The sequence below is a fragment of the Corynebacterium sp. HMSC071F07 genome, from assembly GCF_001810285.1.
In the GTDB taxonomy this organism is placed as follows: domain Bacteria; phylum Actinomycetota; class Actinomycetes; order Mycobacteriales; family Mycobacteriaceae; genus Corynebacterium; species Corynebacterium simulans.
Window position 1 is genome coordinate 16575 of record NZ_KV800714.1, and the last position, 16180, is coordinate 32754.

Annotated in this window: 14 protein-coding genes; 12 read left to right on the forward strand and 2 right to left on the reverse strand. The window is 59.8% G+C overall.

The features are described 5' to 3' along the window. The first annotated feature begins 137 nt into the window (after window positions 1-137). The 3 genes from HMPREF2724_RS08550 to eccB all read left to right on the forward strand — a co-directional run bounded on the left by HMPREF2724_RS08550 (window position 138) and on the right by eccB (window position 3183). Complete coding sequence (locus tag HMPREF2724_RS08550) at window positions 138-950, forward strand: trimeric intracellular cation channel family protein (RefSeq protein ID WP_070588226.1); 813 nt, start codon at window positions 138-140, stop codon at window positions 948-950. Between the two features lie 6 nt (window positions 951-956). Then, window positions 957-1805, forward strand: a complete 849-nt coding sequence (gene truA, locus HMPREF2724_RS08555) for a tRNA pseudouridine(38-40) synthase TruA (protein ID WP_061920573.1) — start codon at window positions 957-959, stop codon at window positions 1803-1805. A gap of 67 nt (window positions 1806-1872) precedes the next feature. Beyond that, window positions 1873-3183: a type VII secretion protein EccB gene (eccB, locus tag HMPREF2724_RS08560; RefSeq protein ID WP_070588231.1), complete on the forward strand. Its 1311-nt coding sequence runs from the start codon at window positions 1873-1875 to the stop codon at window positions 3181-3183. 18 nt (window positions 3184-3201) lie between these two features. On the opposite strand, the gene HMPREF2724_RS08565 is transcribed toward eccB, so the two are convergent. Continuing rightward, window positions 3202-4416, reverse strand: coding sequence for a S8 family serine peptidase (locus HMPREF2724_RS08565; RefSeq protein ID WP_061920575.1), 1215 nt, complete (start codon window positions 4414-4416; stop codon window positions 3202-3204). 7 nt (window positions 4417-4423) lie between these two features. Then, on the reverse strand, window positions 4424-5827 hold the full coding sequence (gene eccD / locus HMPREF2724_RS08570) for a type VII secretion integral membrane protein EccD (RefSeq protein ID WP_070588349.1): 1404 nt from the start codon (window positions 5825-5827) through the stop codon (window positions 4424-4426). Between the two features lie 239 nt (window positions 5828-6066). Here eccD and eccCa point away from each other — a divergent pair, with 239 nt between their 5' ends. From eccCa to HMPREF2724_RS12885, 9 genes are all read left to right on the forward strand, one after another. Further along, on the forward strand, window positions 6067-9804 hold the full coding sequence (gene eccCa / locus HMPREF2724_RS08575) for a type VII secretion protein EccCa (protein ID WP_083306122.1): 3738 nt from the start codon (window positions 6067-6069) through the stop codon (window positions 9802-9804). After that, the gene (locus HMPREF2724_RS08580; RefSeq protein WP_061920579.1) at window positions 9801-10931 is read left to right on the forward strand and encodes a type VII secretion-associated protein; all 1131 of its coding nucleotides are present in this window, start codon (window positions 9801-9803) and stop codon (window positions 10929-10931) included. Before eccCa ends, HMPREF2724_RS08580 begins: the two co-directional genes overlap by 4 nt. A gap of 119 nt (window positions 10932-11050) precedes the next feature. Beyond that, a complete protein-coding gene (locus tag HMPREF2724_RS08585; RefSeq protein WP_061920581.1) occupies window positions 11051-11368 on the forward strand; it encodes a WXG100 family type VII secretion target in 318 nt (105 codons plus the stop codon). 46 nt (window positions 11369-11414) lie between these two features. Next, on the forward strand, window positions 11415-11702 hold the full coding sequence (locus HMPREF2724_RS08590; RefSeq protein WP_070588233.1) for a WXG100 family type VII secretion target: 288 nt from the start codon (window positions 11415-11417) through the stop codon (window positions 11700-11702). Window positions 11703-12027: 325 nt separating this feature from the next. Then, entirely contained in the window at window positions 12028-12471 is a 444-nt protein-coding gene (gene rplM, locus HMPREF2724_RS08595; RefSeq protein WP_034656527.1) for a 50S ribosomal protein L13, read from the forward strand. After that, complete coding sequence (rpsI, locus tag HMPREF2724_RS08600; RefSeq protein ID WP_061920585.1) at window positions 12471-13013, forward strand: 30S ribosomal protein S9; 543 nt, start codon at window positions 12471-12473, stop codon at window positions 13011-13013. Before rplM ends, rpsI begins: the two co-directional genes overlap by 1 nt. 125 nt (window positions 13014-13138) lie before the next feature. Next, entirely contained in the window at window positions 13139-14482 is a 1344-nt protein-coding gene (glmM, locus tag HMPREF2724_RS08605) for a phosphoglucosamine mutase (protein ID WP_061920587.1), read from the forward strand. Between the two features lie 147 nt (window positions 14483-14629). Next, window positions 14630-14953, forward strand: a complete 324-nt coding sequence (locus HMPREF2724_RS08610) for a hypothetical protein (protein ID WP_061920589.1) — start codon at window positions 14630-14632, stop codon at window positions 14951-14953. After that, window positions 14950-16180: hypothetical protein (locus HMPREF2724_RS12885; RefSeq protein WP_070588234.1), on the forward strand; the 1231-nt coding region annotated here is incomplete at its 3' end. The genes HMPREF2724_RS08610 and HMPREF2724_RS12885, both read left to right, overlap by 4 nt.

Below are 16180 nucleotides of genomic sequence, written 5' to 3' on the forward strand. Positions count from 1 at the left end.
TTCCAGCCCGTTAGAGTTGGGGGAGACTGGCAAGGGGTGCGGCTTTTGCCGTATTCGGCTTTGTTAAACTGGGCAGTCGCTAAAATGCAACAACCCTAATACTCCTAATACTGCAGAAAGGTCCCAAATCTCTCGAAATGACTCCACTGTTTTCCGTTCTGTACGTCATCGGCATTACCGCTGAGTCGATGACCGCCGCCCTTTCTGCGGGCCGGCAGAAGCTAGATCTGTTTGGCGTGATGCTCATAGCGTCGATTACTGCTCTAGGCGGCGGAACGGTGCGTGACATTGTCTTGGGTGCTTACCCCTTGCCCGGGGTGGGCGAGCCGATGTATCTCCTAGTGGTGCTCGCCGCATCGATTGTCACGGTGTCCATGTCATTTTTGATGCACTACTTTAGGCACCTTTTCTTGCTTCTCGACGCCCTAGGCCTTGCTGTATTCAGCGTGCTCGGCGCCCAGAAGGCTTTGCATTTGGGCCATGGTTTCTTGATTGCAGCAACAGCGGCAGTAATCACCGGTGTCTTTGGCGGCATCCTGCGTGACCTGCTTTCGGACCGCGTCCCGCTCGTATTTTCTGGCGAGTTCTACGCCTCGATTTCGCTGCTCGCGGTCTGCGTCTACATGGGCCTGCTTCACGTTGATGTTGGTGAGCACAACGCCGCGATCATCACCGTTGTCGTTGCCTTCTTGGCGCGCATCGCGTCGATGTATTACGGCAAGGGGCTGCCGGTTTTCGAATACAGAGGCGCAGATCAGCCCATCGACCCGCGAATTCGCCTATCTGCGCGCATGGTCAAAGCGGGTGCGCGAAAGGCAAAGCGGACCCTGCACTTAGATCGGGCTAGCTACGTCGCGATGAGCAAGCTGCGCCCGCCGATGCGCTTGCGCATGACGCGCAATAAACAAGACTGGGATCTCAACAGTGATGGCCCTGGACAAGGGAGTTAATTAAGCATGCGTCTGCGTATCGATCTGTCCTATGACGGCACGGATTTTCATGGCTGGGCCCGGCAGAAGGGCGAGCTGCGTACGGTGCAGCAGGTTCTCGAAGACAATCTTTCGATGATCCTGCGCCATGAGGTCGAACTGACCGTGGCAGGGCGCACGGATGCCGGTGTGCATGCGGCAGGCCAGGTCGCGCACTTCGACATTCCAGCTAGTGCACTCGAGCAGCGATCGATTGATGGGGACCCGGTAAAGCTCGTGCGTCGCCTAGCGAAGCTCCTTCCGGAAGACGTTCGCGTACATGACTGCCAGCAAGCACCAGAGGGCTTTGACGCGCGCTTTTCGGCCCTTGAGCGCCACTACGTTTACCGCATCACGACGCATCCGCGCGGGGCATTGCCGACGCGCGCCCGCGACACTGCGGTCTGGCCGAAGGCGGTGGACATCGAGGCAATGCAGCAAGCCGCGGAGCAGTTAGTTGGCTTGCATGACTTCGCCGCCTTTTGTAAGGCAAAGCCGCATGCCACGACAATTCGCGACCTTTTGTCTTTTGAGTGGGTCGATGTATCTACCCCGAGCGAGCCGCAGCTTTATGAAGCCCGCGTGGGCGCCGACGCCTTTTGCTGGTCGATGGTTCGCTCACTCGTGGGTTGCTGCTTGCGGGTAGGCGAGGGCTCCCGGGGAATCGACTTTGCCGCGGAGATGCTCGCTTTGAACTCCCGTTCTTCCCACATTCCGCTAGCGCCGGCAAAGGGGCTTAGCCTGGTCCAGGTGGACTATCCGGCAGATGCTGATTTGGCGGCGCGTGCTGCGCAGACCCGTGACCGTCGCACTGCGGATGAGCTTTCGCTGGGTTAAGCTAACGCGTGGAATGACAAAACTAGGGCAGTAGGGGCGCTGCCTTGTTTGAGGGGGGAAATTCTGCATGTCACGTCCAATGCCGACGACGAAAGCACAGGTATCCGGGCATAAATTTTTGCAGCGCCGCGTGGAGCATGGCCTGGTACTTGGCGATATTCGCATGATTCATGATCCTTTAGCGAGCCGGCGCCGCGCCCTCATCTTTGGGATCATCGCAGTGTCGTTTCTGGCTATCGGCTCGGGAATGCTCGCGTGGCTCCAGCCCAATCCCAATCCGGGCGATGCACCCATCGTGCGCTCGCAGGAAGGCCAGCTTTTCGTTCTGGTTAATGAGTCCTATCATCCGGTGAGCAATTTGGCCTCCGCGCGCCTTATCGCGGGAGAGCCGGCGGCGCCCCAGGCCATGGGCAATGAGTTCTTGAGCAATGCGCGGCTTGGCACTCCGCTAGGAATTGCCGATGCCCCAGATTACTTGGCCGATCCTGCAACCCCGGCACAAGGCTGGGCGGCCTGTTATGCGGCCGCAGCTGACGAGGACAAAGAAAATCCCACCACGATTGATGGGGAAGGCAGCCGGCCCGGGGAGACTGTGGTACTGGCCAACGCCAAGGTTGAGCACCTCCGCAGTGCGGAGGCGGCGTTGGTTTCCACAGGTGGCAAGGAATGGCTATTGACTTCGGCAGGGCGCGTAGAGCTGCCTTCTGCTGCCTCGACGCAGGGCCGCGTGCTACGCCGCGGCATTGGCGTGCGCGATGATTCCTATGTGTGGCAGATCCCGGAGGATCTGCTGAATGCCTACGCGGAGCTTCCGCCGCTGCGCTTTCCTGAGCAAACCCCGCAGATTTTAGACACCGGCGATGATCTGTGGGTGCGCGTAGGCGCAGGCGATGAGCAGAGCGTGGCCTCGATTACTCCTACGCAGGCAGAGATGCTGGCAGGCATGGGCGCCTCGCGCGAATCGGTCGATGGCGCCGAAGTCGCCGCGCTTTCCGGCGCCGCGTTCCCCTTCAACCTGCCCGCCAATTCATATGATTTCCTGTCTCCAGGTCGTGGTTGGCTCTGCGCGGATGAGCTGGGCGCAACGGTCTTGAGCCCCGCGGTTGAGGCAACTGTCTCTATTGCCGGCAAGGCCACTGCTGATCGGTTCGCTGGCTTGGAAGCCGGCGGGGTAGGAGTAGACAGCGGTCACGGTTTCCATGTGGTTTCGGCGACGGGTATCAGGCACTCTGTGGCACAAGGTGCACTGGTCGAAGCGCTGGGCACGACCACGCAGGCAAAAGTCCCGTGGGAAATCTTGCGGTTGCTGCCGGAGGGCTCTCCTCTAGACCGCGAAAGCGCCTTGGCGAGCCAGGGCAGCGATGAGGGAACCGAGTAGAGCGCCGGCTTTTAATTCCTAGTGCTGCTTGGCGCGCCGTAGCGTTGCGGCGATCACGCCAGCAAGGCCGAGCAGGCCAAGCAAAGTCATAAGCCGGGTTGGTGCCTGGCTGCGATGCACGGCAGCTGGATAGACGGTGACTGTCTTTTCTTCGTCTTCTGCCTCAGCGTTTTTGTCATTGTCTTGTGCCCGGTGAAAGGTAAGGGCTTGCAGCGGATCGATGAAGCCGTGGCCTGGCTCGGCGGCGGCATAGATACGCTCGCGCAGCTGTGCCGCTGAATCGTGCGGATAGCGTTGGGCGAGTAGCGCCACGGTTCCCGTGACCACTGGCGCTGCAAAAGAAGTACCGTGGAACTCAGCAGCCTGCTTGCCGTCGGTGGTTTTGGCTTTTGCCCATTGATTACCCGGTGCTAGGGCGAGCGGGACGTGGCCTTCGGCGCTTAGCTCTGGCGCTCCATTGCGGGCAGGAATGGAATAGTCCGCGACCTCGTGCGCGGTAGAAAGCGCGCCCACTGCGAGAACGGTATCCGCTTGTGCTGGATAGACGGTGTCTTCCTTGGTGCATCCATCGGAAGAAGCATTGCCCGATGCCGCAACTATGACCGTTCCTTCGTGCTCTGCGCGTTGGAGCGCGGCGTTGAGATCGTGGGTGTCGACGCGGTCGGCGGCGTCGCTTGGAACGCAGGAAACCACCGAGATGTTAATGACCTTGGCCTGTTCATCCAAGGCGCGGTTTAATGCGGCGGCCAAAGTCTCCAGCGTGCCGGAGGTACTTTCTGAGTCGGCAGCGCGGTGCCGATAGTGCGCGCTGGTTTGCCGGATGGATAAAATCTCCGCCCGCGGCGCAATGCCGATGTCATAGCCTGCGATGACGCCCGCAACCGCGGTGCCATGTACATCGCAGTCCCGCAAAGGATCTGGTTCTTCGGGCGTGACAAAGTCATCCACGCCGCGCAAAGCACGCAGCTGCGGGTGTGGGCTGATACCAGTGTCGATGATGGCAACTTTGATTCCCTCGCCCGTGGCAAAGGAATGCAACCGCGCCCGATATGCGCTTTGCTCCGCTGAGGTATGCGGTGACTGCGCTGCGGCAATCGGCTGTGCACAGGCGACGTCGGGTTCACGCGCCGACGCTAGGGTCGGCGCGGTAAATGCAGAAATTGCTGCTGCCGAGGGAAATCCCGCTAGCAGTAGTGCGGCGAGCTTTTTCTGGACGACTTTTGAGTTCACCATGTTGGGCCTATCCCAGTCCGCGGATGAGGAAGAACAGGCCTGCCACATGCGCGGCGAGCGGCAAGCACGCGGCCACCGCGATGGTTTCGGCGCGTTCGTACCAGGCAATCGTGGTGGGCTCAGCCGCTGCAATCTTGTGCGACCACAGCGGGGTAGAGGCCATCGCCGCCACAATGATGAACCCAAGCACGCTCATCACCCACAGGCTCCACGGAGCTGGATGAGCAAGCTCTTGCCAACCCCGTCCCACAAGCACCACAGCGGCGGTACCGGCCGCCAGCGCACACGTGGAAAGCGCCCAACTGGAGACCACCCGGGCGTGCCGCACGGAATGCAATACCGTGGCACCGGCTAAGGCCAGGCATAAAAGCTGTGCGAATAATGCGGCTACGGCGTCCGAACGGCTCAACGGCATTCCTGCTACAACCATGAGGCTGGGAATGCCGGCGATGGCTGCGCCGATGCAGATGCCCTCATATGCAAGCCCGGCGCGCTGTGCCCGCGCATCGACGTCGCTTTGTACCGAGTCGGAGACGTTGAGGCTTTGCCCAGCGGTGGGAAGTTGCGGGACCTTGAGCCCGGCTAGGTGAGTAGACAGTGAGGCGGCGTTCGCCAAGACAAAGACCATGGCCAGCAACAAACAGGCAGCACCGGCAGCAGGTACAACCTCGGGGGCTGTGGGACCAGCGAGTCCGGCGGACTGCGCGCCGGGTAGATAGCTGCCGGCCGCGCCAACTGCGAAAAGTATCGCGGCGGAGATGGTCAATATGGCCAGTCGGGTTCCGCCGAGTCGCGCCATATGGCAGGCACATAAAGCAAGAAGTGCGCCGACGCAGGCGGCCCATATTCCCCACGGCATTTCATCTTGCGCGGGCGCAACAAACAGCCAGCCCGCTGCGCTAGCAGCAAGGATGAAAAGGCTCGTTATAAGCGTCGAACGCGTCCATAGCGCGAGGGCGAATGCGCCAAGCGCACACGCCGCTGCCGCCGCTGCGAGACCCGCGAGCGCCGCGATGATGCAGCTGGCGCCGAGCAAACCACAACTTGCCCACAGCGTGGCAGTGCGCGCGGGTTTAGCATCGGCGGCATCGTGTGCAAGTGCTTCTGCCGCATCGCGCACGATGGGCGCAGGCTTGTCAGTGACTTGCTCGATGAGAAGCAGACTGCCATCGTGCAGTGGCGTGCGCTCCAGAGCCGTGCTGAGCGCAATGGTCTTTCCACCAGCGGTGCTGGCTTGGAGCGGGACGGTGAAAATAGGGGCGTCGGCAAGCAGCAAAAGCTCGCCCAATGCCTCCCCGATACTGACGTTTAAGGGCAAACAAACGTCAGCCTCTTTGCGGAATTCACCGATGTTGAAACGAACCGTAAGCCGCACAGATTGTGTGGGCGCAATGCTTGGCGCATGTTTCATGTGCAAAAATCCTCCCCCGAGAATCCTGAAGGCGCCAAAATCATTGGCTTTTGCCTTCTCCCCCTTGCCTATAGGCACACATTGTGGCTTACTAGTGGCAACGTGTCCACCGCAGTCAGCATTTTGGTGTCTGCGTGTTTAGCCACGAAGGTAGCTGGGGGTGCTGCCTCGTGGTTTAGATAAGCAGGAAAAGCGGGTGGGCGCGGCACAAAAATCGGAGGGATTTTTTGGGGGGAATTATGTCCATTCTTGGGCTTTCGCGCGAGAAAATTGTCGAACCTTTAGACAGCGCACTTCGCGAGCCGGCTCCGCCGCTTCCGCAGGCAGGCATTGATGCAGAGCCAGTTCCGGAGGCCGTACGCCCGCAGCCTGTGCCGCTGATTAGGCTGCTCATGCCGATTGTCATGGTGGCTGCGATGCTGGGCATGGTCGCGCTCATGGTGTTGGGAGCAGGGCCTAGCCGCCGCATTAGCCCGATGAGCTTGATGTTCCCACTCATGATGCTGGCCTCTGTGTTCATGATGATAAATCCGCAGGGTGGCTCCCAGGATCCGGATGAGACGCGGCGGACTTACTTGCGGCATTTGAAAGCGCTGCGGGAGAAGGTTCTTGAGGTCTCTGCCGCGCAGCGCGCGCATGAGGAACATCGCAACCCGGCGCCGGCTCAGGTCGCGGCGTTGGTGGGAAGCTACCGGATGTGGGAGCGCAATGCCGATGCCCCGGATGCATTGGAGGTGCGGGTGGGAACTGGCCCGATGTCGCTGTGTGTGCCTATCAACGTACCGGACTCAGGAGCTACGGAAGACCTTGACCCAGTCTGTGCGGTCAGCGTGCGCCATACGGTCAATGCTTTGCGCACCTTGGCGCAGATGCCGGTGGTCATACAGATTCAGGCTTTCAATTACCTGGGGCTTAGCGGGGAAAATGCCGCTGGGGTAGCGCGCGCTATGGTGGCGCATTTGGCAGTGGCGCATGGCCCGGAAACGCTGGGAATTGAGGTTTATCCGCAGGCCGGTGGGCAGTGGGAATGGGTGAAGTGGTTGCCCCATGCACGCGCGCCGAAAAAGGCGCGCTTTCGTATCGTGCTTGTCGACGCCACCGCAATCCCACCGCATGAGGACCTTTGGGCAGAAGAGGAAATAACGGCCTATATCTGTGTAGGAGTGCAACGCTTTACGCCGCTTGGTCAAAGGGCCGAAGAAGACGGCATCTTCTTGGTGGTCGATGAAAAGCTACAGGTAGTAACCGCCGCCGGGGAGGAAGTTCTCGGTGTGCCGGACATGGTTTCGGCACCCGATGCTTTATTGCTTGCCCGAAACTTAGCGCGCTTTCGCAGGCCAGATTCTTATCGCGGGATTAGGACTCGCAAGCACAAAAATGACCTTCTGGATCTGGTCGGGGTGCGTGATGTGGATGAGCTTGCTGCCAGCGGGATGTGGCATGGCCGCGCCGGGGAGCAGCGGCTGAAAGTGCCGATTGGTTTGGACGAGGCTGGGCAGCCGGTCTTTCTCGATTTGAAAGAATCCGCCCAGGGCGGAATGGGCCCACACGGGCTATGTATCGGCGCCACCGGCAGCGGAAAGAGCGAGCTCCTTCGAACACTCGTGACGTCTTTGGCGGCCACACATACACCGGCCGAGTTGAACCTGGTGCTCGTGGATTTCAAGGGTGGCGCCACCTTTTTGGGCTGTGATTCGCTACCGCACACCTCGGCGGTGATTACCAACCTGGAGGATGAATCCACGCTGGTAGAGCGCATGCACGATGCTATCTCCGGCGAGATGAATCGCCGCCAGGAGCTGCTGCGTGCGGCGGGTAACTTCGCCAACGTCGATGCCTTCAATGCTTCGGCGTCTGCGGTTGGAAAATTCGGTCCGTTGCCGGCGCTAGTCATCGTGGTCGACGAGTTCTCGGAGTTATTGGGGCAGCATCCTGATTTCGCGGAGCTTTTCGTCGCGGTGGGCAGGTTGGGTAGGTCTTTGCATGTGCACCTGCTTTTGGCATCGCAGCGCCTGGAAGAAGGACGATTGCGCGGGTTGGATTCGCACCTTTCTTATCGCATTGGTTTGAAAACTTTCTCCGCAGCCGAATCCCGTCAGGTACTTGGTGTCACGGATGCTTATCATCTGCCAGCCCAGCCGGGCGCGGGCTATCTCAAGACGGATGCCGATGCCCCAGTGAGCTTCCAAGCCACGTATGTATCGGGGCCGGTTGAACGCCAAATTCCCGTGGCTGCCGATTCCTCCGGGGAAGGCGAGGCAGCTGCGCATGTCGCGCGCGGGCGAGTCAGCTTTTTCAATGGCTGGCCTGAAAATACGGATGCGGATGCAAAGCCTGCACAACCTGATACGCAGACGGTGGTGGACGATACGCAAACGCTTCTCGACGCTGTGGTCTCCGCCGCCGCCAGCGAGGCACAACGCCGTCAGCAGAAAGCACATCGCATCTGGTTGCCGCCGCTGCCTGATGTAGTGGAGCTTTCCAAGGTGGTGGGCAATACCCGCGAGCAATTGGCAGAACAAGCAGGACCGCCGAACCTGGAAGCGGCGCTCGGCATCATCGATAGGCCATATCACCAGCGCCAGGATCGCCTCCTCGTAAACCTCGCAGAAAAAGGCGGCCATCTAGCCATTTGCGGCGGGCCGCAATCAGGTAAATCCATGGCGTTGCGCAGTCTAGTGAGCACCTTGGCGGTGCTGAACCTGCCTACGCAGGTGCGTTTCTACGTCATCGATTTAGGAGGCGGGGACTTGGCTCCGTTGGAGCGTCTCCCGCATGTCGCCGGTGTGGCTGGACGTGCAGAACCCGAAAAGGTCCGCCGCATCGTGGATGAAGTAGCAGGGCATATTCGGTGTCCAAGTGAGACCCATACTTTTCTGGTCATCGACGGCTGGCACCACATTGGTACGGCTGGTGCGGAATACGAGGATTTATCTGAAGCTATTACCGGCATCGTTGCCGATGGTGCCTCAGCCAATATCCATGTGGCGGTAAGCACGAACCGTTGGACCAGCCTGCGGCCAAACGTGCGTGACCTTATTTCTCAACGATTGGAGCTGCGCCTCGGCGAGGCGATGGACTCGCTCATCGACCGAAAAGCCCAACAAAAACTGCCGAGCGCACCGGGTCGGGGCCTTACTGGGGAAGGCGAGAACATGCTCATTGCGGTAACTGCCAATCAGGACATCGCTCACGTCGGGCGCCTGCATGCGGACTCACTTCCAGCCCCGGCTCTGAAGATGCTGCCGGATAGGCTTGATGAGGTACCCGCTCAAGATGCAGAAGCTGGTATCCCATGGGGAATTGGTGGACCGGATCTCGAGCCGCTCTATTGGAACCCAGACACGACTGCGCATGTTGTCTGCGTGGGCTCTCAAGGCTCCGGAAAATCTACCTTCCTGCGCACCCTGGTTCGTGGAATCGAGGCATTCCCGCGTGAGGAAGCCCGCTTGGTTGTTTTGGACCAGCGCCGCGCCCACCTGGGGGAGTTCAACCCTGAGATGGTCGCGGCCTACGCGGCAAACACCGCCGCCTGCCAACAAGTCATCAGCGATACCGTACGCACCCTGGAAGCCCGAATGCCGGGCGCGGAAGTGACCCCGTCCGAGTTGGCGGCCCGCTCGTGGTGGGAGGGGCCGGGGCTCTATCTAGTCATTGAGGACCTTGATCTCATAAGCGAGATCACTTTGGCGCCGCTCCTTGAGCTGCTTCCGCATGCCCGGGACATTGGCCTCCACCTCATCATCAGCCGCAAGTCTGGCGGAATCTCGCGCGCCTTGTTTAGCCAATTCCTCTCTGCAGTACGTGACCTGCAGCCGGCGGTATTCCTTCTCGATTCCGATCGCGAGGAGGGCACCATTTTCGGACTTAAGCCAGCGGTCCAACCAGCTGGCCGGGGCCAATGGTCCGTCCGCGGGGCGCTTATCGGCATTGCCCAATCTCTCTACACCGAACCAAACCAGGAGAATGACTCATGAATTCCATCTTGACCGGCGACAATCCCGCTACTGGTTGGACAGAAACCGAAACTCTCGTCGTTACCATTTTGGATGCTGCCACCATCTTTGAAGGCCCTGAAACCGTCTACCGTTATGACCTGCCAGGCACGGGCATCGTCGAAGGCTGGGCGTTAAACGCCGTCGTGGAACAATGCGTGAAAATCTGCGGTCCGCAATGGCCGCAGGTTAACGCCGAGGTGATCGTTGATATTTCCGGTACCGCCGTATCTTTCGAAGCGGCAGAAATTCTGCGTCGCCAGCTCGCTGTAACCGGAGTATCCGTAGCTCCCAGTGAGGAAGAAGACTTTGCGAGGCCTGCCTCGCAACCCGGCCCACCAGAGAGTGGGCCACTAGAAAATGAAGCGGTAGAAAACGCTGAATTTTCAGCCGGACAACCGGCACAAATGTTGCGAACAAATAACGGCGAAGAATCCGGTGATAACACCAGCCTTAAGCCAGAAAAACTACGCGTTAAAAAGGACGGCATTGTAAGCAAGGTGGCGCTGCCGGGCTGGTTCGATCCCTTCTACGCCTCCATAGCGGCAATCGTGCTCATTGTCGCTGTCCTTTCATGGTGGGCAGTGGGGCGAAGTACCGAGACTGCACCAGCGGCGAAGGCGGTGCCTTCGGAAGAGGAGGCATCGCCAAGCGCTTCTGCAAAAGAAAGCATGAGCGCTAACACGGAAGATGAGGCACAGCCGGAACTCGCGCCGGGCCAAAAAGAACTCGATGTTGAGGGCATGCACGTGGTCTTGCCCCTTGGATTTCAAACGGAGGTCAAAGACGGGCTCGTCACGGCAACTGGCGAAGACCCCAACCTGCGAATTCTGCTTGCAGCCGATCCACTCTATGCAGTGCCAGCCGACATGCTCTTGAAGGAACTCCATGCCGAAATCGAGGCCGATCCCGCCCTAGGCGAGGCTCACGAAGAAGCAGGCCGGCTTTCTTACACAGAAGACCCCGGAGATGGTTCCAAGATCGCGTGGATGACGTGGGCTGACAAGGACCATCAGCTATCCGTGGGTTGTCATACAAGGTACGAGGCCAACGTGGTGCAAAAGGCTGCCTGCCGCATGGCCGTGGAATCGCTGGTCAAAAAGATCTAAAAAATTTGGCGCTGTGGGAACCGCTTGCGGAAAAGGACAGTCCAATAAAGATGAGAAAGCCGCACTCGGCTTTTTCGGGGGAAATACACACCACTTGAGCCCAAAGGGAGGGGCAAGAAATGACTCAGCTGTTCAAGACTGAAGCCGATGTAATGGTGGCCACCGCTGGCCGCGTGGACACCACCAACGATGAAGTGCAGGGGGAACTGACTCGTCTCCAGGGCGTAGTGGATTCTGTACGAGCTAACTGGGACGGCCGTGCACAGGTCTCCTTCGACAACCTGATGCAGCGCTACAACACCTCGGCGCAGCAGCTGCGCGAGGCACTGACCTCGATTTCTGACAATATCCGTGACAACGCACGTCACTTCGATGACGTCGAGGCCACCAACGCACAGGCATTCAGCAACGTCGGCGGCGCGGGCCTCGCGCTTTAAACACACATCATTGGCAAATACTGGACAAGAAGAAAAGGAAGAAAGCATGTCTGCCATCAAGTACGAATTTGGTGCCATCGCCGGCGCTGCCGCTGATATCAACTCCACCTCCGGCCGCATCAACGGTCTGCTCGGTGACCTGAAATCCACCCTGCAGCCGATGGTTGCTACGTGGGAAGGCGAGTCGGCTGCTGCATATAACGAAGCACAGGCTAAGTGGGATAAGGCAGCGTCGGAGCTCAACACCGTGCTGGCCACCATCTCGAAGACCGTCTCGCAGGGCAACGACGCAATGAGCGACGTCAACCGCCGCGCAGCTGCAAGCTGGGGGTAAAAAGCTTTCACGCGCACAAGCGCGCAGCCGGGCCCAGAATTTCACCGTTAGAGCAGGGTTTTCAGGAGGCGAACGCAACCAGCTGCGTGTTTTAGAAAAGTTCCTTGCACTACTTTTGGCCACAGCCTTTAGTGGGGCAGGGGACTTTTGGCGTTTTAGCGGCGTTTTGGGTTTTAAGCTGCGCCCGAGTAGAGTTATAGCCCTATGTGTTCGCGCTGTTTTATAGCGCGCGTTTTCTGCAGGTCCCCACCGGCCGCTGTAGCAAAGCGTTTGGGCATTCATAGCGTTGGCCGGCAGTCCTCAGACAGACTTTCAAGGAGTCATTTTGTCTACTTTCCACCCGAAGAGCGGTGACATCACCCGCAAGTGGTACGTCATCGACGCTACCGATGTGGTACTGGGCAAGCTTGCTTCCACCGTTGCAGACATGCTGCGCGGTAAGCACAAGCCACAGTTCGCACCGAACGTTGATTGCGGCGACCACATCATCATCCTGAACGCGGACAAGATCCACGTTTCCTCTAACAAGCGCGAGCGCGAGATGCGCTACCGTCACTCCGGTTACCCGGGCGGCCTGAAGTCCATGACTCTTGGTCAGTCCCTGGACACCAACCCGGTTCGCGTTATCGAAGAAGCTGTTAAGGGCATGATGCCGCACAACAAGCTTTCCGACGCCTCCATCAAGAAGCTGCACGTCTTCGTTGGTGAGGAGCACCCTTACGCCGGTCAAAAGCCGGAGACCTTCGAGTTTAAGCAGGTGGCACAGTAATGACCGAGCAGAACATCGCAAACGCTGACAACAACGTAGCCGACGCTGCCGACATCGCTGCAGCAACCACTGCGACCGAGGAGTTCACCAACACCATCGGTGATTCCATCGCTACTTCCACCGAGGCAGAGGCTGAGGCCGCTGCTCCGATCCACGAGGGCCCGATCCAGACCGTCGGTCGCCGTAAGCGCGCCGTCGCTCGTGTTCGCCTCGTTGCTGGTTCCGGCGAAATCACCGTTAACGGTCGTTCCTTCGAGAACTACTTCCCGAACAAGCTGCACCAGCAGGACATCCTCCTGCCGCTGACCCTGCTTGAGCGCGAAGGCCAGTTCGACATCAAGGTCACCGTTGCAGGTGGCGGCCCGACCGGCCAGGCAGGCGCTCTGCGTCTGGCTATCGCTCGTGCACTCAACGTCTACAACCCGGCTGACCGCGCTGCCCTCAAGAAGGCTGGCCTGCTCACCCGTGACGCACGTGCCGTCGAGCGTAAGAAGGCTGGTCTGCACAAGGCACGTCGTGCCCCGCAGTACTCCAAGCGTTAATCCTTCGCTTACGTACAGCTCAAGCCGTTGCTTCCTTTTGGAGGCAGCGGCTTTTGCCGTTTTCGCACCCCGCAAGGCTTACCTCATGCTGCGTGGTGGTGGGGCCAACGTGCATAATTGGATCCATGACTCGACTTTTTGGAACCGACGGTGTTCGCGGTCTTGCGAACTCGAAGCTCACCCCAATCTTGGCTCTGCAGCTGGGACAAGCAGCGGCGGAAGTGCTTACCGCCAACCGCGAGTCCTACGAGCGGCGGCCCCTGGCCATCATCGGCCGCGATCCCCGCGTCTCTGGCGAGATGCTGGATGCTGCTATTGCTTCCGGTCTGGCCTCCCGTAGCGTCGACGTCGTGCGGGTGGGCGTTTTGCCCACCCCAGCTATTGCCTTCCTGACCGATGATTATGGGGCAGACCTGGGCGTGATGATTTCCGCATCCCATAACCCGATGCCGGACAATGGAATTAAGTTCTTCTCCGCAGGCGGCAAGAAGCTGCCTGACGACGTCGAGGATCAGATCCAGGCCGCCATGGAGACGCTGACCGAACATGGTCCAACGGGCACCAAGCTGGGCCGCATCATCTCCGAGGCACCAGACGGCCGCGAGCGCTACCTGAAGCACCTAGCGGAGGTCGTTACTACCGACCTCAGCGGCATCAAGGTCGTTGTGGATGCAGCAAACGGCGCCGCCTCCAAGGTCGCACCGAAGGCGTACGCGGACGCGGGTGCTGAGGTCATTGCCATCCACAATAAGCCGAACGCCTTCAACATCAACGAGGATTGCGGTTCTACCCACATCGAGAAGGCCCAGGCGGCCGTCGTCGAGCACGGCGCTGACCTCGGCCTGGCACACGACGGCGACGCTGACCGCTGCCTGGCTGTCGACGCCGAGGGAAACGTCGTCGACGGTGACCAAATCATGGCCCTTCTGGCAGTGGGCATGAAGGAAGAAAATGACCTGCGTTTCAACACCCTCGTTGCAACGGTGATGTCCAATCTCGGACTGAAGCTTGCCATGCAGGAGCAGGGAATTGAGGTCAAGGAGACCGCCGTCGGTGACCGCTATGTCTTGGAAGAGCTCAACCGCGGCGATTATTCGCTCGGTGGTGAGCAGTCTGGTCACTTGGTGCTGCCGGATGACTGCACCACTGGCGACGGCACGCTGACCGGCCTTTCCATCATGGCTCGCATGGCTAAGTCCGGTAAGTCGCTACAGGAGCTGGCTTCCGTGATGACCGTGTTGCCGCAGGTGCTTATCAACGTCCCGGTTTCCGATAAGTCCAGCATCATGGCTTCCCAGGAAGTCCAGGACGCAATCGCTGAGGCCGAGTCTGAGCTCGGCAGCACCGGCCGCGTTTTGCTGCGTCCTTCTGGCACGGAGGAGCTTTTCCGTGTGATGGTTGAGGCAGCTGAAGAAGAGCAGGCACGCAAGGTAGCAGGACGTCTTGCAGCTGTCGTTGCTGCTGTATAAGCAGCCTTTGCGCATAATTTAAAAGCCAGCCTGTGCGGTGAATTTTCCGTGGTGGGCTGGCTTTTGCAATTAGTGGGGAACCGAAGGCGGTTGTGGACAGTCCAATAAGGGCAAGAATGAATCTTGGCAGGCCAAGGAGTGCCCACAGTGACTGACGTATTTTTCGACGAGCAAGATGTATCCCAGCGCTTAAACCGCGTGATTGAGGAAAACCAAGCCCAGCGCAGCGCCCACATGGCGGATGTTCCCGCCTTTTCCCCGGCGGCGGCAGGCCGCGACTTTGCCGGGCAAGGCGCGCGCATCCAGGCCATGTTGGAAAGGCTGCACTCGCGCGGTGTCTGGCGCTTGGATAACATCACCGCCACCGCGGAGGCTGCCCGCGCCCAGATTAAGGAATTCTCTGCCTTGGACGAGGCCAACGCGGCAAGCCTTACCCACGTGGAGCCATCCTTTGGCGGTGGGGTCCGATGAGCACCACGAAGTCTTTGTTAGGGGATTATTCGCAGGCCGTCTCCCAGTTTCAGGCCGCCAGCCAGGGCAGCTATGCAGGCCCCAGCACGCCACTAGATTTGCTGGGCAGCATGATTGGTTCCGTCGATGGAATCAAGCCACAGGAACTGGTGCGCGGTACTTCCGCCGCGATGGGCGGACGCCGGCCTGACCGCGGTGGCGGTGGGCTGAAAGGCTTCCTAGTGGGAACGGTGCTGAGCATCGCGGGAAATGCCCTGATGGATCACCTCGGCGGAGTACAGAAGGACTTTGAGCAAGAGCGCGACGAGGCCGATGAGCTAACCGGTAAGGCGCAGCAGTGTTCCAATGCCATCGAGGACATCGTCGGTGTTTCGGATACTTCTTTGACGGAGCTGTTTTCCGCGGTGGTGCCGTTGCTCAACATCTTGACGATGATCGCCTCCAAGCACCCACTCGGCCGCTTCATCGTCCCGATTATTTCGTCTATCGGCGCCAACGTCATCGAGCAAACCAATGACATGGTGATGACCACCTGTCGCGACCGGGATTCCGCAATCGAGCAGTGCTACGACAAGTTCGAGGAGTGCTGTTCCAAGGTCTGCGAGCGCGAGCTCCCTAAGACTCCGCCCGAGCCCGCGCGCGGTTGTGAGCCACCGCTTGCCGACGCCCCCTGTCCATCCGCCCCGCCCACCGTCACCGGCCAGCCGCCTGCCGATACCACGCAGCCTGCCCAAACACCGCCGGCCGAAGTGTGCGATGCTCCAGTACCACCTTCGAAGACACCGCCTACCTGCACCACTCCCGCTGGTGCACCACCAGCTCCACCGAATCCTGCACCGAATCCTGCACCGTCTCCCGTGCCGCCTACTGCGCCGCCTACAGTTCCATCTGTAGCGCCACCGGTTGCGACACCGCCGCCGCAGTCGCCGGTTTGCCCGCCTCCTGCAGCTCCTGTTGAGCAGCCTTGTACGCAGCCAGCGCAGGCGCCGGTGGCGCTCGAGCCAATCCAACCTGCACAGACGCCGTGTCCGGAGGAACAGCCGCGGCAGGTTACAGTCCAGCAGGACACCGAAGTACAGCATGACGCCGAAACTAAGCAGGAGACAGCTGAGTGTGAGCAAGAGATAGTCGAGTGTGAGCAGGAAACCACACGGGTAGCCCAACAATGTCCACCGGAGCAGTCGTGCTGTGGTTGCCTCGGCGCATTGGGCGTCGGCATTGCCATCA